Source organism: Gordonia iterans (assembly GCF_002993285.1).
GTDB classification, from domain to species: Bacteria; Actinomycetota; Actinomycetes; order Mycobacteriales; family Mycobacteriaceae; genus Gordonia; species Gordonia iterans.
In genome coordinates, this window is sequence record NZ_CP027433.1 from 2287690 (window position 1) to 2306880 (window position 19191).

The window sequence follows — 19191 nt, forward strand, 5'->3', positions numbered from 1 at the left end:
CGCTACGCCTTGGCGGTGTCGAGCTGAGCCGCGGTGGCGGTGAGCAGTTCGTCCCAGGCGGACTCGAACTTCTCCACGCCCTCGCGCTCGAGGAGCGCGAACACGTCCGGCAAGTCGATGCCCGCGGCGCTCAGTGCCGAGAACACCTCCTGGCTCTCCGCCGCCTTGCCGAGAATCGACTCGGTGTCGACCCAGCCGTGGTCGGCGAAGGCCTCCATCGTCTTCTCCGGCATGGTGTTGACGGTGTCCGGTGCGACCAGCTCACTCACGTACAGGGTGTCCGGGTAGTTCGGGTTCTTGACTCCGGTCGACGCCCACAGCGGCCGCTGCGGACGCGCGCCGTGCGCCTTGAGCGCCGGGAAGCGGACACCGAGGTCGAAGACCTCCTGATACGCGGCGTACGCCAGTCGAGCGTTGGCCAGCCCGGCCTTGCCCCGCAGCGCGAGCGCTTCCGGGGTGCCGATGGCGTCCAGACGCTTGTCGATCTCGGTGTCGACACGGGACACGAAGAACGACGCCACCGAGACGATGCGCGCGATGTCGTGACCGTTCTCCAGGGCGGCGTCGAGACCGTCGAGGAAGGCGTCGATCACTTCGCGGTAGCGATCCACCGAGAAGATCAGCGTCACGTTGACGCTGATGCCCTCGGCGAGCACCCGGGTGATCGCCGGCAGACCCGCCTTGGTCGCGGGGATCTTGATCAGGGTGTTGCCGCGGTCGACCAGGTTCCACAGCTCCACAGCCTGGGCCACCGTCGCGTCGGTGTCGTGCGCCAGTCTCGGGTCCACCTCGATGGACACGCGGCCGTCGACGCCGTCGGTGGCGACGAACACCGGCTCGAACACGTCGCACGCCGAGCGCACGTCGTCGGTGGTGATCGCGGTCAGCGCACCGTCGGTGTCGGCGCCCTCGGCGGCGAGCCGGGTGATCTGCTCGTCGTACATGTCCGACTTGGCGATCGCGGCCTGGAAGATCGCCGGGTTGGTGGTCACGCCGACCACCGAGTATTCGTCGATCCGGTCCCGCAGCGCGCCCGAGTCGATCAGGTCGCGGGACAGGTCGTCGAGCCAGACCGACACCCCGGCTTCGGAGAGATCGGCGAGCTTGCTGTTCTGGGGCATGTCGGTGTCCTCCTGGGTGTGGTCGGCCGTCGCCGGCTCAGCGTCCGAGCAGACCGCGGGCGGCTGCAGCCACTGCGTCGGCGGTGATGCCGAACTCTTCGTACAGCTTCTGATACGGCGCCGAGGCACCGAAGTGCTCGAGCGACACGATCGCGCCTGCGGCCGGGGAGATGCCGCCTCCGCCGTGCACGATGCGGTACCACGGCATGGCGATCCCGGCCTCGACCACGACGCGCGGCACACCGGCCGGAAGTACCGAATCTCGGTACTCCCGATCCTGCTCGTCGAACCACTCGATCGACGGCATCGAGACGACGCGCGCCGAAACGCCCTCGGCGGCAAGAGCTTGCGCTGCCTCTACCGCCAGGGCCACTTCTGAGCCGGTGCCGATCAGGACCACCTCGGGAGTGCCCTCCGGATCGGACAGCACGTAGCCGCCGCGACTGACTCCCTCGAACGAGGTGCCCGCGAGCACCGGCACGTTCTGACGGGTCAGGGCCAGCCCGGCCGGGACGCCACGCCGGGTGAGCACGTGGCGCCACGCGTGCGCCGTCTCGTTGGCGTCGGCCGGGCGCACCACGTCCAGCCCGGGAATCGCGCGCAGCGCGGCCAGATGCTCCACCGGCTGGTGCGTGGGGCCGTCCTCGCCCAGGCCGATCGAGTCGTGCGTCCAGACGTAGATCGGATCGATCTTCATCAGCGCCGCCAGGCGGACCGCCGGGCGCATGTAGTCGGCGAACTGCAAGAAGGTGCCTGCGTACGGACGGGTCGGGCCGTGCAGCACGATGCCGTTGAGGATCGCGCCCATCGCGTGTTCCCGCACGCCGAAGTGGAGGGTGCGCCCGTAGGGGTGGGCGGTCCAGGTGGCGGTGGAGATGTCCTCGGGGCCGAACGACGTGGCGCCGTCCATCGTCGTGTTGTTCGATCCGGCCAGGTCCGCCGAGCCGCCCCACAACTCCGGCAGCACGGGACCGAGCGCCGAAAGAACCTTGCCGGACGCCGAGCGGGTCGCGACCGCCTTGTCACCGGGCTCCCACGCGGGCAGGACCTCGGTCCAGCCCTCCGGGAACGCGTACGCGTACAGACGGTCGAACAGATCCTTGCGCTCCGGATTGGCCTGCGCCCACGCATCGAAACCGGTCTGCCACTGCGCCCGGGTCGCGACCGCCCGCTCGGCGAGTGAGCGCGTGTGGGCGATCACCTCGTCGGAGACCTCGAAGCTCTTCTCCGGGTCGAAGCCAAGAATCTTCTTGGTGGCGGCCACCTCGTCGGCTCCCAGTGCGCTGCCGTGCGAGGCGCCGGTGTTCATCTTGGTCGGGGCCGGCCACGCGATGACGGTGCGGATCAGGATGATCGACGGCTTGTCGGTGACGCTCTTGGCATGCGCCACGGCCTTCTCGATCGCGACCACGTCTTCGCCGCCCTCGATGTACTGGACGTCCCAGCCGTACGACTCGTAGCGCCTACCGGTGTCCTCGGTGAGTGCGATCGTGGTGTCGTCCTCGATCGAGATGTGGTTCTTGTCGTAGAACACGATCAGGTTGCCCAGTCGCTGCGTTCCGGCCAGCGAACTCGCCTCAGAGGTGACGCCCTCCTCGATGTCGCCGTCGGAAGCGACGACGTAGACGGTGTGGTCGAACGGGCTCTCGCCGGCCGGGGCGTCCGGGTCGAACAGTCCGCGCTCACGGCGCGCGGCCATCGCCATGCCGACGGCCGACGCGAGACCCTGGCCCAGCGGGCCGGTGGTGATCTCCACGCCCTTGGTGTGCCCGTACTCGGGATGGCCGGGGGTCAGCGAGTCCCACGTGCGCAGGGCCTCGATGTCCTCGAGCTCCAGCCCGAACCCGCCGAGGTAGAGCTGGATGTACTGGGTGAGGCTCGAGTGTCCGCAGGACAGGACGAAGCGGTCGCGACCGACCCAGTCCGGATCGGCGGGGTCGTGCCGCATCACCCGCTGATACAGCGTGTAGGCGAGGGGAGCCAGGCTCATCGCGGTGCCCGGGTGGCCGCTGCCGCAGTGCTGGACGGCGTCGGCGGCCAACAGCCGCGCGGTGTCGACCGCCCGGGTGTCCACGTCCGTCCAGTCGGCGGGGTGCACCTGCTGGGTCAGCTCTCGGATCTCGTCTGTAACGGCCACGGTGGGGGCTTCTCCTGTGGGTTGGGGCGGCAGATGCTTCCAGCCTAGGGTACGGACCCCGATTCTCGTCTACGGACCTATCGTCCGCATCTCGTGCGACGGCCCCGATTCTTCCCCCGCGGCGGGGAGGGCTAGGATTCTGTGCGGGCAGCCCCGCCGATCTCGACCTTCTGCGTCGCTGCCGCGCGAGGAGTCTCGCGAACGATCCGGCCCGGTGGGCCGGCCGCACGAAGACAAGGGAGTCTGGCGTTGAAGAGTGGGGAAAGCGTGAGTTCACGCGCTTCCGCCAGCGGTGATCCGGCGCCGCAGCCTTCCGTCTCCGGCGGTGCGCCGGCACCCGGTTCGGCGGCGGCAAGGATCAAGGCGACGCTCCTGGCCTACATCGCTCTCACCAAGCCGCGCGTCATCGAGTTGCTGCTGGTGTCGACCATTCCGGTGATGCTCCAGGCGCACCGCGGCCACGTGGACATCGCGCTGATCCTGATCACCGTGATCGGCGGCTGGATGGGCGCCGCGAGCGCCAACAGCCTGAACATGGTCGCCGACGCCGATATCGATCAGAAGATGAAGCGCACCCAGAAACGGCCGCTGGCCCGGCACGCGGTACCCGTGCGCAACGCCCTCGTCTTCGGCATCGTGCTGGCGATCGCCTCGTTCCTGGTGCTGTACTACGGCACGGGCGGCAAGTGGCTGCCTCCGGTGCTGGTGATGATCACGATCGCCTTCTACGTGCTCGTGTACACGCTGATCCTCAAGCGCCGCACCTGGCAGAACGTGATCTGGGGCGGCGCGGCGGGGTGCATGCCCGCCCTGGTCGGCTGGGCCGCGGTCACGGGCACGCTGAGTTGGCAACCGGTGGTGCTGTTCCTGGTGGTGTTCTTCTGGACGCCTCCGCACACCTGGGCGCTGGCCATGCGCTACCGCGAGGACTATCGCGCCGCCGGCGTGCCGATGCTGCCGGTGATCGCCTCAGACGAGCGCGTCACCCGCCAGATGCTGGTCTACACCTGGCTTACCGTCGTCACGTCGTTCTTCCTCATTCCGGTGACCAGCTGGATCTACACCGCTGTCGCGGTGCTGTCCGGAGTGTGGTTCATCTGGTGCGTCACCAAGCTCTACCGGGAGACCCGGCGCGGCGCCGAGGTGAAGCCGCTCAAGATCTTCCTGCAGTCCAACGAATACCTGGCGCTCCTGTTCTGCGGTTTGGCCGTGGACGCGGTGCTGAACTTGCCGACCATCGCCTCGTACTTCTCGTAGTGTCCCGGGACGGCGGCCACCGCGAACGCTGCGGAGCAGGCCGTGCCCGGGCGCACCGAATCTGTCACAGTGGAGTCGATGAAGCCCAGTCCCGCTGCTGCTGTCGCCGCACTGGCGGTCGCGATCGCCCTCTCCGTCACCGGATTGGTGACGGCCGTGACCGCCCAGTCCACAGCGTGGCGGGTGGTGGGCGCGCTTGCGGTGGCGGCGGCGCCCTTCTTCGTCCTCGGACTGCTCGGAAGCCGAAGACCGGCGGCGGCCCAGATCGGGGTCATCCTGATCCCGGCTCTGCTGCTCGTGCTCGGCCTCCCGGCGGTCGCGGCGGTGTCCGCGGTCCGCGAGCACGCCGCCGCGTCCTCGCCCTCCGGCGGCTCGGCCGACGCGGAGAACGAGGTGACGAGCGGGCTGCCGAGCGATCCGGATGCGCGACTGGATCAAGCCCTCGATCGAGCCGACGAGTTGCTGCCGAACGGTTCGGCGCGACTGTTGTCGATCGACCTGGACGACCGGTCGACGCACGTCGTCGTCTACGACGCGGACACCGGTGACGCCGTCAGCACCCACGGCAGCGACGGGCGGTGGTACTCCACTGACCGGCGGCGAGCGAATGATCGTCGCACGTTCTCCCGGGACGACCTGAAGAACCTCGACCTGAACACCGCCACCGGAGAGGTCCGCCGGGTCGCCGCCGAGCTGAAGCTGAACGCCGACGACGTGCATCCCGCCGACGGCATCGAACTCAAGCGCCGCACCGACCGGATGCTGGTCGCCGAGTTCACGGTGGCCTTCCGCCCGATCGAGGTCGATATGGACGGCCGGGCCGCCGACACCGCCGGTGCGGCGTATGTCGACCGGGTTCTGACGATCGCCGACAAGACGCTGCGCGATCACCGCATCGACCCCGCGTCACCGTCGATCCGGCAGCTCGACTTCCGGACCATCACCGAAGGCTCGTCGCCGATCACCGCGTCGTCGATCCAGAACTCCGGCGGATTCGCACTGAGTCTGGTCCGCGGACCGTACTCGGCGATCAAGGTGGTACCGGGAACGTTCCCGCTGGCCACCCCGCGGACGTACGCCGACAACAGCGAGGGCTTCGCACTGCGCGACTTCACGACCTCGGCCCTGCTGCGCGCCCGCGACGACCTGCTGGCCCGGAACGATCTGCCGGCGTTCGACGGCGACGTCGTCTCGTTCGCGATCGGCTCGGCGCCGGGCGGCCGCGACGAGGGTGCCGTCCTGCGCTTGCAGGTCGGATCGGGCCGCGAGTCCGGCGAAGCCGTCTATCGGCGCGACGGCGCATTCCTGCGCGACGGCACGTGGTGATCGGCGAGCAGGTCTACGCCTCGATCGCCTTCTGGACTTCCCGGGCCAGCGCGTCATGCAGCTTCTCCGGCATCGCGACCACGCCGCGGTCGGCCAGTCCGTCGAGCGTGCCCAGCACCCGCTCCAGGTAGGTGGCGCGTTCGGGTCCGGTGGCGCCTTCGGCGTGCTGCCACAAACTCATCGCCTTGCGGCATTCTCCGGCGTCCGCATCGCTGAGCCCGCCGGTCCCGGTGGATCGCGCGTGCCGTTCCGCCGCCGCCCAGTCGGTGCGCAGCATGGAGACCGCGCCGACGTATTCGAGGGCGTGGTCGGCGCCCGGATACTCGTCCGAGCGCAACGAGCCGGCCAGTTCGAGCGCGTCGTGGAAGTTCACGATCGGTGGCGCCGAGAGATCCCACATGGCGGGGAAGCGGAGCAGCATCGCCGGATCGAGCTCGAAGGCGCCGTACGCGGCGAGCACGTCGTCGTGCGCCGCGGTGGCCTGCTCCCAGCGTTGTCGTTGTGCGCGGTCGTGCTCCTGCGCCCGCGGGTCGGGCGCCTTGCGGGGCCAGCCGACCGCGGCCCCGCCCACGGCGACCAGCACGGTGAGGAAGAACGCGGTGGTGATCGGGCCGGCCGGACGCTGCACCGCGAGCAGCACGACGACGACCGCGCTGCCGACTGCGACGGCGATCCGGCCGGGGGGCAGTCCCGGTGCCGCGGCACTCACGGGATCAGCGCCGTCGAGCCGGTCGTTCGCCGTGCTTCCAGATCTCGGTGCGCCTGTGCCGCCTCGGCCAGCGGATAGGTCTGCCCGATCCGGACGTGCACCGAGCCGTCGGCGAGCGCGCCGAAGTATTCGCCTGCGCGCCATGCCAACTCGGCGGGATCTGCGATGAAGTGCGCCAGTGTGGGCCGCGTCACCGACAGTGAGCCGAGCGGGTTCAGGCGCTGCAGGTCGAACGGCGGTACCGGGCCGGCGGCCGCCCCGAACAGGACGACGGTCCCGCGGACGGCAGCCGAGGAGAGAGACTGCTCGAAGGTGGCCGCGCCCACGCCGTCGTACACGACGGGGACGCCGCGCCCGGAGGTCAATTCGCGGACGCGGCCGGGCACGTCGTCGGTGTAGCGCAGCACTTCGTCGGCGCCCGCCGCCCGCGAGAGCTGCTCCTTGGCATCGGAGGAGACCGTGGTGATCACGCGCAGCCCGGCAGCCTTGGCCAGCTGCGTCAGAATGAGTCCGACGCCCCCGGCGCCCGCGTGGACGAGCACCGTCTGCTCGCGCTGGTCCTGTCCGTTTCGCTGGTTGAGCCCCGTCCGCTGGTTGAGCCCCGTCCGCTGGTTGAGCCCCGTCCGCTGGTTGAGCCCCGTCCGCTGGTTGAGCCCCGTCGAAACCCCGTCCAGCAGGTAGTGCGCGGTGAGTCCGCGGAGCAGCGACGAACCCGCGACCTCGTACTCGACTCCGTCGGGGATCGGCAGGGCGCGGGCGGCCGGGACCGCCACCAGTTCGGCGTAGCTCGCCGGGACGTCGCACCAGGCGACGCGCTCTCCGGCATGCCGGTCGGTGACGGCGGGACCGACTGCGACGATCTCGCCGGCGCCCTCCAGGCCGGGCACGTAGGGGAGTGCCGCCGGGTAGAGGCCGTCGCGGAAGTACGTGTCGATGAAGTTGACTCCGGCGGCGTGGACCCGGACGAGCACCTCGTCGGGACCGGGTTGCGGGTCGGGTGCGGGTCCGTACTCGAGCACCTCGGGGCCGCCGGTGGTCGTCACACTGATCGCGCGCATACCTCAGTGTGGCACGCGGCTATGATGAGCTCATGACCGAAGCGAGCAACGGCCAGAATCCCGAGAACGGTACCGAGGCGACCCCCGAGCCCGGTGCCGGCGTCGTGTCGTCGATCCGCCGGTACGTGGCAACCGAGAACGGCGCGGCCACCGCCGTGCTGCAGCCCGTCGGCGGTGCGGGCGTCCGCGTGACTCTGGTGGGCGAGAAGGACGGCGTGCTCGGCGACCGGATGGTCGCGTCGATGGACGAGGCGAAGGATCTCGTCGCCCAGATCGAGGGCCTGCAGACGGGTGAGTGGGACCGCGAGCTCACCACCAAGGCCACGGTCACTCCGAGCCACTGGCGCAAGATGGCCGGCTGGGTCGCCGACCAGACCCGGTTCTTCCCCCGGCCGCGCAACCGCAAGATCGTCGACTACCGCTGACCTGACGTCACGGGCCTTCTCACGTCGGCCGAATTCAGGGTGCCGGGCACCCTGAACTGGATCTGGCACCCTCGGCCGAGGGTGCCAGACCGAGACGAAGGTGCCGGGCACCCTGGTCTCGGAGTTGAGCGCAGCGCGGCCCGATTCCGGCGACCGATCAGGCGCCGGGTGCCGGCGAGTCGGCGAGATCCCGGGTACGGCGGGCGGCGGAGGCCTCCAGCACCAGCACCGTGGCGCCCATCATCAGAAGGGCCGAACCGAGCATGTGCAAGAGCACGAGCAGGATCGGCAGACTGGTGGCGTACTGGACGTAGCCGATCACGCCCTGCAGGACGATCGCCCCGCCGAACCAGAGGGCGGCCCGGCGCATCCGCAGGCGGGCGATGATCGCCAGCAGGATCAGCGCGAAGCTGGTGCCGACGAGGGCCCAGACGGCGTCGGCGTGCAGCTGCGTCGCCCAGGCCGGATCGAGTCCGTTGCGATGCGAGTTCTCGTCACCGGAGTGCGGGCCCGACCCGGTCACCGCGGTGCCGAGGTAGACGGTGATCCAGGTGACCGTGTAGACCGTCCAGGCGAGGGCGACGCCCAGACGCGCGATCACCGAATCGCGCGGAAGCTCGACGTCGTCGTCGACGCCGGTCTGCGCCTGTCCGGATCCGGCCTCCACCGAGCGGCCCGGTCGGGTGCGGTACACCAGCCAGGTGGCCGCCGAGATGATCGCCATCGTCACCAGGAAGTGGAATGCCACGACCCACGGATTCAACTGCGTCAGGACGGTGATGCCGCCGATGACGGCCTGTGCGGGAATGCCCAGCGCGACCGCGGTGGCGAGGCGGCGCGCGACGCGATCGACCGGGCGATACCGCATGGCGGCCACCCACGTCGCGATCGCGATCGCCACCAGCACCCAGGTGAGCATCCGGTTCCCGAACTCGATCACGCCGTGGTAACTCATCGGCGGGGTGTACTTGCCGTCGCCGCACTGCGGCCAGGTGGGGCAACCCAGGCCCGAACCGGTCAGGCGCACCGCGCCGCCGGTCACCACCAGGAGGACGTTGGCCGCCAGATCCGCGATCGCCCAGGCGTAGAGGAACCGGAGCGTGGGCGTGCGGAAACCGAACCAGCGGGCGGTGCCGGCTTGGGAGCTGCTCATTCGAACTTGAACCACCTGACTGCGCCGAGGCCGCCGAGTGCGGCCCAGAGAAGAAGGACCACGACACCGAAGACGTCGAAGGAAGCCGCCTGCGTGGCCTGGGTGAGCGCCTCGGTCAGCGCTCCGGACGGCGAGCAACGAGCGATCCACAGTGCCGCATCGGGAACCTCGTCGCCGAAGACGACGAGACCGGACAGCGCCAGCAGGACGAACCAGACGAGGTTCCCCAGCGCGAGCACCACCTCGGCCTTCAACGTGCCGCCGAGCAGCAGCCCGAGGGTGGCGAAGGCCAGGGTGCCCAGGGCGATGACCACGACTCCGAGGAACAGTCCGGGAAGCGACGGTCGCCAGCCGAGGGCGACGCCGATCACTCCGATCAGCACCGATTGCCCGGCCACCACGATGACCACCGCCAAGGACTTCCCGGCGATGATGCCCCAACGGGGGATCGCGGTGGCGCCGAGTCGTTTGAGCGCACCGTAGCGGCGGTCGAAACCGACCGCGATCGCCTGACCGGTGAACGCCGTCGACATGATCGCGACGGCCATGATCGCCGGCACCAGCGCATCGGCCCGTTCGGCCGAATCCGCGCCGAGGGCGCCGATCGGGAGCAGACACAGCCCGATCAGCAGGGTGAGCGGGATGAAGAGCGTGAGCAGCAGCTGTTCCCCGTTGCGCAGGAGCAGGGTCAGCTCCATGCGGGTCTGCGCGGCGATCATCCGGGTGAGCGGCGCGGGCCGCGGGGCCGGGGTGAACGTCCCGGGCGCGAATCGGTTCTCGACGGCGGTCACGAGCGCACCTCTCGTCCGGTGAGCGAAAGGAACACGTCTTCCAGGCTGTCGGCCGCCGTGCTGATCTCGGTGGCCAGGACGCCGCGGTCGGCGCACCAGGCCGCGACGCGGGCGATCAGCGCGGGATCGATCGGCCCGGTCACGGTGCACAACGCGCCGGCGCCCGCCTCACAGCGGTAGTCCGGACCGAGGTCGGCGGCCAGCAGAACCGGGTCGATCGGCTCGGCGGTGACCAGCCGGAGGCGGTCCTGCACCTGTGCTCGCGTCAGGTCCGCGGGCGTCCCGGCGGCGACCACGCGGCCGTGGTCGATGATCACGATCCGGTCGGCCAGAGCCTCTGCCTCGTCGAGCAGGTGGGTGGTGAGCAGCACCGAGACGCCGTCGTCGCGGAGCCGGGCGAGCAACTCCCACACCAGGATTCGCGCGTGCGCGTCCAGACCGGCCGTCGGCTCGTCGAGAAAGACCAGCTCCGGGCGGCCCACCAGAGCGCAGGCGAGCGCGAGCCGTTGCTGCTGCCCCCCGGACAGCCTGCGGTACGACGTCCCGGCACACTCGCGCAGGCCGAGCACGTCCAGCAGCCAGTCGGGGTCGAGCGGGTCGGCGCTGTACGCCGCGCATAGACGGAGCATCTCGGCGGCCTTGGCGCCCGGATAGGCGCCGCCGCCCTGAAGCATCACGCCGATCCGGGTCCGGAGCTGTTCGTTCTCGGCGACCGGATCGAGTCCGAGGACGCGGACGTCGCCGGCGTCGGGACTCAGAAACCCTTCGCAGATCTCGGCGGTGGTGGTCTTGCCTGCGCCGTTGGGGCCGAGCAGCGCCAGGATCTGTCCGCGGGGCAGTTCCAGGTCGAGCCCGTCGACGGCGGTGACGCCGCCGAATCGCTTGACCAGCCCCCGGACCGCGACCGCGGGGGAGGAGGGGAGGTCGGGGTGCACGAGGATCAGCCTAAGCCCAGGCCGTCGTCACCCGGCAGCCGGGTCAGGCACGGCGCCGGCTGCGGAGCCAGCGTCGTGTCGGGTGGTCGATGAAGAAGAACGCGCTGGCCAGCGCCGTCAACAGCAGTCCGGTGGCCAGGCCCTGGGCGACGACCAACGGCGGGGTGTCCGAACTGGTCGGCATCACGACGACGGCGATTATCGCTGAGATCACAACTGTGCCGACCCGGAACCAGCGCGTCGTGGCCCAGGCGGCCAGCGGAATGATCGCCCAGAGCAGATACCACGCCTGCACGAAGGGGAAGAACACCACGAACGTGGCCATCGCGATGCCCAGGCCGCCGAGCGGATGGATGCGGCCGGCCACGCAGGCCAGCAGCCACCGCACCACGAACGCCGCCGCGATCAGCTGCCCGATCGGGCGGGCGACGTCGAGGATGGCCTGTGTCTGTTCGCCCAGCCCCAGCCAGAGTCCGATCCGGCCCGCGACGACCGACAGCAGCGTCGGCATCGACATCCACGAGCGGACGATGCCACCGGTCGAGAGGGTCGAGGTCCAGCCGAAACCGAGACCGGTGCCCAGGCAGATCAGCACGATCACCGTGGCGGTCACCACCCCGCTGAACGCCGCTGACGCCGCCAGCGCCCGGACCGTCGTCTTGGAGCGGGACCACCAGCTCCGCCACGGAGCGTTGCGGAGCGCCGGAAGCGTCGCGCCCCACCGCCTGGCGAGTGCCACACCCACGAAGCCGAGCGCCAGCATCGAGGCGACCTTGATCATCGCGGAGGCCGCGATGATCGCGATGCCCGCGACGAGCAGCCAGCCCGTCCGGGACGGGCGCCAGCCGTCGCGCAACGCAGCCACGCCGTAGATCGCGCGGAAACACCACTCCATGCCGACGAGCATCATGCCGATCATCAGGGCTTCGTTGTGGATGCCGCCGACCAGGTGCAGGATCACCAGCGGATTGAGCGCACCGAGCCAGAGGGCGGCGACGGCGGAGACGCCGCAGCGACGGGCGAGCCGGGGGAGTGCCCAGACGATCATCGCCACTCCCGCCAGCGCGACGACCCGGTGCAGCACGATGCCCGCGGTGATGTTCTCGCCGGTGAGCATCGTGATCTGCTCGCCGATCCACAGGAAGAGCGGGCCGTAGGGCGCGGGCGTGTCCTTCCACAGGTTCGGTACGGAGAGGGTGAGCGCGTGGTCGACTCCCAGACCCCGCAGCGGACTGTACGTGTACGGATCCATGCCGCGGTACGCGATGGCACTCTGCGCAAGGTACGAGTAGACGTCCTTGCTGAGCAGCGGCGGAGCGAACAGCAGAGGCACGATCCACATGGCGAGAGTCCGGTCGGCCTGGGCCCGCGTCATCCGGCGGGCCGGGCTGCGGTTCTCGGCCACCTCCACGCTGTACCGGCCGATCGCGAACCGACCGAGCAGGATCCACGCCAGGACCAGCATCATCGTGCCGCCGATGGAGACGGTCAGCGCAGTGGAGTACATCCTCGACGGCAGGGAGAGCACCCGCATGCCGACGATCGGGTTCTGTAGCACCGGCATCATCCCGGTGCCGAGCGAGCCGATCAGGATGAGTACTGCGCCGGTGGTCCCGAACAGCCGGATGCGCCGCAGTCGCAGGTTCTCGAGGGCGTTGAGCGGACCGACCTCGCGCTCGTCACCGTGTAGTCGGGCCACCGTGATGCCGTAGTCGCCGGTGGCATCGATGTCGGTGTTCCGCGCGGGCCGGGACAGGCCGAGGTAGTCGAGCGCAGGGCGCACTCCGGGAACTTGCCGCACCCGTCAGACTCTAGGGCATGACCCGGATCACAACCGCTCTCGCTGCACGCGGGCGGCTTAGGCAAGCCTTGCTGGAAGCGCGGGAATAATTACGTAACAATAATGTTGTGAAAAGCGTGGACGGCGAGAAGACGCTGCTCAAGGAGCAGATCGCGGACGGGTCTGGTGCAGACGGCCAGACCCGCGCCGCCGTCGTCTCGTTGCTCGTCGACGAGGGACCGCTGACCGCAGGCGACATCGCCGAGCGGCTGGGCATCAGTCCGGCGGGCGTGCGCCGCCACCTGGACATTCTGGAGGCCGCCGGCGACATCGAGACCGCAGCGCCCGGATTCGGGCGCGGCGGACGCGGACGCCCTGCCAAGTGGTTTCAGCTGAGTCCGGCCGGACGCGGCAAGCTCCGGCACGCGTACGACGACCTCGCCGGCGCGGCCCTGCGCAAGCTGCGGGCGATCGGCGGTCAGGATGCGGTCGACGACTTCGCGCGCGACCGCATCGACGGGATCGTCGAGGAGGTGACTCCGGCGACCGGTGAGGCCGACACCGTGCGCACCCTGCACGAGATCGCCGATGCCCTCACCGGTGCCGGCTACTCGGCGGACGTCCGCGAGGCCGGCACCGGAGTCCAGATCTGCCAGCACCATTGCCCGGTGGCCCACGTGGCCGCCGAGTTCCCCGAACTGTGCGAGGCCGAGACGGCGCGGTTCACCGAATTGCTCGGCACCCACGTCCAGCGGCTGGCGACCATCGCCAACGGCGACTGCGTGTGCACGACCCACGTACCGTTGCATCCGCCCGCCGACGGCAAGCGTGTCCCCGTCCCACGCGCGAAGGAGCCTCCGGAGCGCCCACCGGCCGGTCCGCCACGGCCCCCGCTATCCACCAGCCCAGCCCCCGACCCCCATGGAAAGGCCTCACGATGACGGTCACCGATCCCGCCGCGACGACCGCGACTGCGGTCCCGCTGTCCCAGGAAGAGACCATCGCGTCCTTCGACCGCTACGGCTACGGCTGGGCCGACAGCGATGCGGCCGGCGCCTCGGCCCAGCGCGGTCTGTCCGAGGCCGTCGTCCGCGACATCTCGGCGAAGAAGAACGAGCCCGAGTGGATGCTGGAACAGCGACTCAAGGCGCTGCGCATCTTCGATCGCCAGCCGATGCCCCGCTGGGGCGCCGACCTCGACGGCATCGACTTCGACAACATCAAGTATTTCGTGCGGTCCACCGAGAAGCAGGCCCAGTCGTGGGAGGACCTGCCCGAGGACATCAAGAACACCTACGACCGGCTCGGCATCCCGGAGGCGGAGAAGCAGCGCTTGGTCGCCGGCGTCGCCGCCCAGTACGAGTCGGAGGTCGTCTACCACCAGATCCGCGAAGATCTCGAAGAGAAGGGTGTGATCTTCCTGGACACCGACTCCGGGCTGCGTGAGCACCCGGAGATCTTCCGCGAGTACTTCGGCAGCGTGATCCCGGCCGGCGACAACAAGTTCTCCTCACTCAACTCCGCAGTGTGGTCGGGCGGTTCGTTCATCTACGTTCCGCCGGGCGTGCACGTGGACATCCCCCTGCAGGCCTACTTCCGGATCAACACCGAGAACATGGGCCAGTTCGAGCGCACGCTGATCATCGTCGACGAGGACGCCTACGTGCACTACGTCGAGGGCTGCACCGCACCGATCTACAAGTCCGATTCGCTGCACTCGGCGGTCGTCGAGATCATCGTGAAGAAGGGCGGGCGCTGCCGTTACACGACCATCCAGAACTGGTCGAACAACGTGTACAACCTGGTCACCAAGCGTGCCAAGGCCGAAGCCGGGGCCACCATGGAGTGGGTCGACGGCAACATCGGCTCCAAGGTCACCATGAAGTATCCGGCGGTCTGGCTGACCGGCGAACACGCCAAGGGCGAGGTGCTCTCGGTCGCGTTCGCGGGTGAGGGCCAGCACCAGGACACCGGGTCCAAGATGGTGCACCTGGCGCCGTACACCTCGAGCAACATCGTCTCCAAGTCGGTGGCGCGCGGCGGCGGGCGGTCGTCGTACCGCGGTCTGATCAAGATCAACCCGGGCGCGCACGGCAGCCGCAGCACGGTCAAGTGCGATGCGCTTCTGGTCGACCAGATCAGCCGCAGCGACACCTACCCGTACGTCGACATCCGCGAGGACGACGTCACCATGGGGCACGAGGCGACGGTCTCGAAGGTGTCCGACGACCAGCTCTTCTACCTGATGAGTCGCGGCCTGACCGAGGACGAGGCGATGGCGATGGTGGTGCGCGGCTTCGTCGAGCCGATCGCCAAGGAACTGCCCATGGAGTACGCCCTGGAACTCAACCGGCTCATCGAGCTGCAGATGGAAGGAGCGGTCGGCTGATGACAGTGTCGGACCAGACCGGAACCGAAGCCACCGCGCCGGTGGTCAACAAGGGCGAGCTGTTCTCCTCGTTCGACGTCGACGCCTTCGAGGTGCCGAACCAGCGCGAGGAGGCGTGGCGGTTCACCCCGTTCCGCCGGCTGCGCGGTCTGCACGACGGCTCCGCGGTCGCGACCGCGGCGACCGTCGTCGAGGTGAGCGAGGCCGACGGCGTGCGCACCGAGACCGTGGCGCGCGGTGACGAGCGCCTGGGCGCCGGCGGTGTCCCGTTCGACCGGATCGCCGCGCAGGCGTTCTCGTCGTTCCCCGCGGCCACCGTGGTGACCATCGAGCGCGAAGCCCAGGTGGCCGAACCGGTCACCGTGACCGTCACCGGTCCCGGTGCCGGCGAGGTGGCCTACTCGCACCTCCAGATCCACGCCGAGGCGTTCAGCCGGGCGACCGTGGTGATCGATCAGCGCGGCGGCGGCACCATCGGCGAGAACATCGAGTTCGTCGTCGACGACAACGCCCACCTGACCGTCGTCAACGTGCACGACTGGGCCGACGACGCGGTCCACGTCACCGCTCACCATGTCGGAATGCAGCGTGATGCGGTACTCCGGCACTTCGCGATCAGCCTGGGCGGCAACACCGTGCGCCTGTCTCCGCGGGTGCAGTACCGCCAGCCCGGCGGTGACGTGGAGATGTGGGGCCTGTACTTCGCCGATGCCGGCCAGCACCTGGAGCAGCGCCTGCTCGTCGATCATTCGGCGCCGCACTGCCGCTCGCAGGTGGTCTACAAGGGCGCTCTGCAGGGCGATCCGTCCGGTGACAAGCGCGGCGAGGCCCACACCGTGTGGATCGGCGACGTGCTGATCCGCCCGACCGCGGAGGGCACCGACACCTACGAGCTCAACCGCAACCTGGTACTCACCGACAACGCCCGCGCCGACTCGGTGCCGAACCTGGAGATCGAGACCGGCGACATCGTCGGTGCCGGTCACGCCAGCGCCACCGGGCGGTTCGACGACGAGCAGCTCTTCTACCTGCAGTCCCGCGGCATCCCGGAGGACCAGGCCCGCCGTCTGGTGGTCCGCGGCTTCTTCGGCGAGATCCTCGCCAAGATCGCCGTGCCCGAACTGCGCGAGCGACTCGAGGCGGCCATCGAAGCCGAACTCGAATCGGCCGGCGCCTGACACAACCCCACAGCCCTTCGGTGGTCGAGCGAAGTCGAGACCACTCAGCCCAAGAAAGAGAACCTGTTGAGCACACTCGAAATCCGTGACCTGCACGTCGACGTCGCCCAGAACGACCCCGACGCCGAGCCGATCCGCATCCTCAAGGGTGTGAATCTGACTGTGTCCTCGGATCAGACCCACGCCATCATGGGCCCGAACGGCTCGGGCAAGTCGACGCTGGCGTACGCCATCGCCGGCCATCCCAAGTACACGGTCACGCAGGGCTCCATCACCCTCGACGGCGAGGACGTGCTCGAGATGAGCGTCGACGAGCGGGCCCGCGCCGGCCTGTTCCTGGCGATGCAGTACCCGGTCGAGGTCCCCGGCGTCTCGACGTCGAACTTCCTGCGCAGCGCCGCCACCGCGGTGCGCGGCGAGGCCCCGAAGCTGCGCCACTGGGTCAAGGAGACCCGCGAAGCGATGGCCGACCTCGACGTCGATCCGGCGTTCGCCGAGCGCGGAGTCAACGAGGGCTTCTCCGGCGGCGAGAAGAAGCGGCTGGAGATCCTCCAGCTGGCGCTGCTCAAGCCGAAGATCGCCGTGCTCGACGAGACCGATTCCGGTCTGGACGTCGACGCGTTGCGCGTGGTGTCCGAGGGCGTCAACCGCTACAAGGAGCGCGAGGGCGGCGGCGTGTTGCTGATCACCCACTACACACGCATCCTGCGTTATATCAAGGCCGACTACGTGCACGTCTTCGTCGACGGTCGCGTGGTCGAGTCCGGGGGTCCCGAACTGGCCGACGAGCTGGAGGAGAACGGCTACGTGCGGTTCACCGCGGCCGCGGCCGCGGCCGAGTAGTCCGATGACCGTCGACACCGCCTTCGACGTCACGACCGTCCGCGCGGATTTCCCGATCCTGCACCGGACGGTGCGCGACGACAAGCCGCTGGTGTACCTCGATTCCGGCGCCACCTCACAGCGCCCGATCCAGGTGCTCGACGCCGAGCGTGATTTCTTGACGAATCACAACGCCGCCGTGCACAGGGGGGCGCATCAGCTGGCCGAGGAGGCCACCGACGCGTACGAGAACGCGCGAGCGACCATCGCGGCGTTCGTCGGCGTCGCGGTCGACGAGTTGGTGTTCACCAAGAACGCCACCGAAGCGCTGAACCTGGTCACCTACACACTGGGCGACGCGCGGGCGGCATCGGTGTTCGGGGGAGACCCGCTCGGTCCCGGTGACACCGTGGTGATCACCGAGCTGGAACACCACGCGAACCTGGTGCCCTGGCAGGAACTCTGCCGTCGCACCGGCGCCACGCTGCGCTGGTACGACGTCACCGACGACGGTCGCATCGATCTGGATTCCCTGGCCCTGGACGACACGGTCAAGGTGGTCGCGTTCACGCACCAGTCGAATGTGACCGGCGCGGTGACCGACGTGCCCGAACTGGTACGGCGGGCCGGCGAGGTCGGCGCGCTCACGGTGCTCGACGCCTGCCAGTCGGTGCCGCACATGCCGGTCGACTTCGCCGCCCTCGGCGTCGACTTCGCGGCCTTCTCCGGCCACAAGATGCTGGGACCCTCCGGGGTGGGCGTGCTGTACGGCCGGTCCGGCCTCCTGGCACAGCTGCCTCCGTTCCTGACCGGCGGATCGATGATCGAGACGGTGACGATGGAGGCGTCCACATACGCCGCCCCGCCGCAGCGCTTCGAGGCCGGCGTTCCGATGACCTCGCAAGTCGTCGGACTGGCCGCGGCTGTCGATTACCTCACGGCGATCGGCATGGACCGGATCGCCGCGCACGAGCACATCCTGACCACGTATGCGCTGCAGCGTCTCATCGAGATCGACGGTGTGCGGATCATCGGTCCCGCGGACGCGGAGAACCGCGGCGGCGCCGTCTCGTTCCTCGTCGACGGCATTCACGCCCACGACCTCGGGCAGGTGCTCGACGACGAGGGCGTCGCGATCCGCGTCGGACATCACTGCGCGTGGCCGCTGCACCGCAGGCTCGGGGTGGCCGCGAGCGCACGGGCGTCGTTCGCGCTGTACAACACGCTCGACGAGATCGACGCCCTGGCCGCGGGCATCCGGAAAGCCCAGCAGTTCTTCGGCACCGCCGCGGCGGAGGAGTCTGCGGGGGTGGCCCGATGAGGATGGAACAGATGTACCAGGACGTGATCCTGGACCACTACAAGCATCCCCACGGGCGCGGTCTGCGTGAGCCGTTCGACGCCGAGGTCCATCACGTCAATCCGACGTGCGGGGACGAGGTGACCCTGCGCGTGAGCATCGTCGACGGTGCCGTCGCCGACATCTCGTACGACGGTCAGGGCTGCTCCATCTCGCAAGCGTCCACCTCGGTGCTCTACGACCAGATCGTCGGGCTGGACGTGCCGGAGGCGCTCGCCGCCGTCGACTCCTACAACGCCATGCTGACCTCGCGCGGCGCCGACACCGGTGACGAGGACGTGATCGGCGACGGCATCGCCTTCTCCGGTGTCAGCAAGTATCCCGCGCGCGTGAAATGCGCACTCCTGGGCTGGCTCGCCTTCAAAGACGCGCTCGCCCAGTCCGTCGAGACCTCAGGAGCCCACTGATGGAAGAACCGCAGACGTCCCTGCCCGCCTACGACGACGTCGAGGAGGCTATGCGAGACGTGGTCGACCCCGAACTCGGCATCAACGTCGTCGACCTGGGCCTGGTGTACGGCTTCGAGATCAACGACGATGCCTCGGTGAAACTCGACATGACGCTGACCTCGCCGGCCTGCCCGCTCACCGACGTCATCGAGGATCAGACCCGCGGTGCGCTGGTGACCAGCGGTCTGTGCACCGATGTGGAGATCAACTGGGTCTGGCTGCCGCCGTGGGGACCGGACAAGATCACCGACGACGGCCGGGAGCAGCTGCGCGCGCTCGGCTTCACCGTCTGAGGCCTGTG

The 19191-nt window shown here is 69.3% G+C and carries 18 protein-coding genes; 10 read left to right on the forward strand and 8 right to left on the reverse strand.

The annotated features are described in order from the left end of the window. Positions 1-2: 2 nt before the first annotated feature. Both tal and tkt read right to left on the reverse strand, forming a co-directional pair. On the reverse strand, positions 3-1121 hold the full coding sequence (gene tal / locus C6V83_RS10485; RefSeq protein WP_105942351.1) for a transaldolase: 1119 nt from the start codon (positions 1119-1121) through the stop codon (positions 3-5). Between the two features lie 37 nt (positions 1122-1158). After that, positions 1159-3258 carry a transketolase gene (gene tkt, locus C6V83_RS10490; RefSeq protein WP_105942352.1) on the reverse strand — a complete coding sequence of 700 codons (2100 nt, stop codon included), beginning with the start codon at positions 3256-3258 and terminating at the stop codon, positions 1159-1161. 249 nt (positions 3259-3507) lie between these two features. Here tkt and C6V83_RS10495 point away from each other — a divergent pair, with 249 nt between their 5' ends. Together C6V83_RS10495 and C6V83_RS10500 are read left to right on the forward strand one after the other, a co-directional pair. Beyond that, positions 3508-4515: a heme o synthase gene (locus C6V83_RS10495; RefSeq protein WP_105942353.1), complete on the forward strand. Its 1008-nt coding sequence runs from the start codon at positions 3508-3510 to the stop codon at positions 4513-4515. A 78-nt stretch (positions 4516-4593) separates the two neighbouring features. After that, positions 4594-5841 (forward strand): hypothetical protein, encoded by a 1248-nt coding sequence (locus C6V83_RS10500; RefSeq protein WP_159067490.1) that lies wholly within the window; start codon positions 4594-4596, stop codon positions 5839-5841. 13 nt (positions 5842-5854) lie between these two features. Here the strand turns inward: C6V83_RS10500 and C6V83_RS10505 are convergent, their stop codons facing one another. After that, positions 5855-6550, reverse strand: coding sequence for a hypothetical protein (locus C6V83_RS10505; protein WP_234353680.1), 696 nt, complete (start codon positions 6548-6550; stop codon positions 5855-5857). Continuing rightward, positions 6547-7608, reverse strand: coding sequence for a quinone oxidoreductase family protein (locus tag C6V83_RS10510; RefSeq protein ID WP_105942355.1), 1062 nt, complete (start codon positions 7606-7608; stop codon positions 6547-6549). The genes C6V83_RS10505 and C6V83_RS10510 overlap by 4 nt, the downstream gene beginning before the upstream one ends. Before the next feature lie 32 nt (positions 7609-7640). Between C6V83_RS10510 and C6V83_RS10515 the strand changes: the two genes are divergently transcribed. Next, positions 7641-8033, forward strand: a complete 393-nt coding sequence (locus C6V83_RS10515; protein ID WP_234353681.1) for a hypothetical protein — start codon at positions 7641-7643, stop codon at positions 8031-8033. Between the two features lie 157 nt (positions 8034-8190). Here the strand turns inward: C6V83_RS10515 and C6V83_RS10520 are convergent, their stop codons facing one another. The 4 genes from C6V83_RS10520 to mptB are packed head-to-tail and all read right to left on the reverse strand — an operon-like array spanning position 8191 to position 12713. Beyond that, a complete protein-coding gene (locus C6V83_RS10520) occupies positions 8191-9186 on the reverse strand; it encodes a COX15/CtaA family protein (protein ID WP_105942356.1) in 996 nt (331 codons plus the stop codon). Beyond that, positions 9183-9977, reverse strand: a complete 795-nt coding sequence (locus C6V83_RS10525) for an ABC transporter permease (protein WP_234353682.1) — start codon at positions 9975-9977, stop codon at positions 9183-9185. The genes C6V83_RS10520 and C6V83_RS10525 overlap by 4 nt, the downstream gene beginning before the upstream one ends. Continuing rightward, a complete protein-coding gene (locus C6V83_RS10530; protein WP_105942357.1) occupies positions 9974-10912 on the reverse strand; it encodes an ABC transporter ATP-binding protein in 939 nt (312 codons plus the stop codon). The genes C6V83_RS10525 and C6V83_RS10530 overlap by 4 nt, the downstream gene beginning before the upstream one ends. Positions 10913-10955: 43 nt before the next feature. Then, a complete protein-coding gene (mptB, locus tag C6V83_RS10535) occupies positions 10956-12713 on the reverse strand; it encodes a polyprenol phosphomannose-dependent alpha 1,6 mannosyltransferase MptB (protein ID WP_105942358.1) in 1758 nt (585 codons plus the stop codon). 116 nt (positions 12714-12829) lie between these two features. Between mptB and C6V83_RS10540 the strand changes: the two genes are divergently transcribed. The 7 genes from C6V83_RS10540 (at position 12830) to C6V83_RS10570 (ending at position 19183) form a co-directional block, all read left to right on the forward strand. Next, positions 12830-13633 carry a helix-turn-helix transcriptional regulator gene (locus C6V83_RS10540; RefSeq protein WP_105942359.1) on the forward strand — a complete coding sequence of 268 codons (804 nt, stop codon included), beginning with the start codon at positions 12830-12832 and terminating at the stop codon, positions 13631-13633. Then, complete coding sequence (gene sufB / locus C6V83_RS10545; RefSeq protein ID WP_105942360.1) at positions 13630-15081, forward strand: Fe-S cluster assembly protein SufB; 1452 nt, start codon at positions 13630-13632, stop codon at positions 15079-15081. Before C6V83_RS10540 ends, sufB begins: the two co-directional genes overlap by 4 nt. Further along, positions 15081-16259 (forward strand): Fe-S cluster assembly protein SufD, encoded by a 1179-nt coding sequence (gene sufD, locus C6V83_RS10550; protein WP_105942361.1) that lies wholly within the window; start codon positions 15081-15083, stop codon positions 16257-16259. The genes sufB and sufD overlap by 1 nt, the downstream gene beginning before the upstream one ends. A gap of 66 nt (positions 16260-16325) precedes the next feature. After that, on the forward strand, positions 16326-17102 hold the full coding sequence (sufC, locus tag C6V83_RS10555) for a Fe-S cluster assembly ATPase SufC (RefSeq protein WP_105942362.1): 777 nt from the start codon (positions 16326-16328) through the stop codon (positions 17100-17102). Positions 17103-17106: 4 nt separating this feature from the next. Next, positions 17107-18402 (forward strand): cysteine desulfurase, encoded by a 1296-nt coding sequence (locus C6V83_RS10560; protein ID WP_105942363.1) that lies wholly within the window; start codon positions 17107-17109, stop codon positions 18400-18402. Next, positions 18399-18848 carry a Fe-S cluster assembly sulfur transfer protein SufU gene (gene sufU, locus C6V83_RS10565; RefSeq protein WP_105942364.1) on the forward strand — a complete coding sequence of 150 codons (450 nt, stop codon included), beginning with the start codon at positions 18399-18401 and terminating at the stop codon, positions 18846-18848. Before C6V83_RS10560 ends, sufU begins: the two co-directional genes overlap by 4 nt. Continuing rightward, positions 18848-19183, forward strand: coding sequence for a metal-sulfur cluster assembly factor (locus tag C6V83_RS10570; RefSeq protein WP_105942365.1), 336 nt, complete (start codon positions 18848-18850; stop codon positions 19181-19183). The genes sufU and C6V83_RS10570 overlap by 1 nt, the downstream gene beginning before the upstream one ends. Positions 19184-19191 lie beyond the last annotated feature (8 nt).

Coding starts and splice junctions, on each gene's coding strand:
- C6V83_RS10500 (WP_159067490.1), top strand. CDS start 4,594: ATGAAGCCCAGTCCCGCTGCTGCTGTCGCCGCACTGGCGGTCGCGATC.
- C6V83_RS10510 (WP_105942355.1), bottom strand. CDS start 7,608: ATGCGCGCGATCAGTGTGACGACCACCGGCGGCCCCGAGGTGCTCGAG.
- sufU (WP_105942364.1), top strand. CDS start 18,399: ATGAGGATGGAACAGATGTACCAGGACGTGATCCTGGACCACTACAAG.
- tal (WP_105942351.1), bottom strand. CDS start 1,121: ATGCCCCAGAACAGCAAGCTCGCCGATCTCTCCGAAGCCGGGGTGTCG.
- sufB (WP_105942360.1), top strand. CDS start 13,630: ATGACGGTCACCGATCCCGCCGCGACGACCGCGACTGCGGTCCCGCTG.
- sufD (WP_105942361.1), top strand. CDS start 15,081: ATGACAGTGTCGGACCAGACCGGAACCGAAGCCACCGCGCCGGTGGTC.
- C6V83_RS10515 (WP_234353681.1), top strand. CDS start 7,641: ATGACCGAAGCGAGCAACGGCCAGAATCCCGAGAACGGTACCGAGGCG.
- C6V83_RS10560 (WP_105942363.1), top strand. CDS start 17,107: ATGACCGTCGACACCGCCTTCGACGTCACGACCGTCCGCGCGGATTTC.
- C6V83_RS10520 (WP_105942356.1), bottom strand. CDS start 9,186: ATGAGCAGCTCCCAAGCCGGCACCGCCCGCTGGTTCGGTTTCCGCACG.
- C6V83_RS10570 (WP_105942365.1), top strand. CDS start 18,848: ATGGAAGAACCGCAGACGTCCCTGCCCGCCTACGACGACGTCGAGGAG.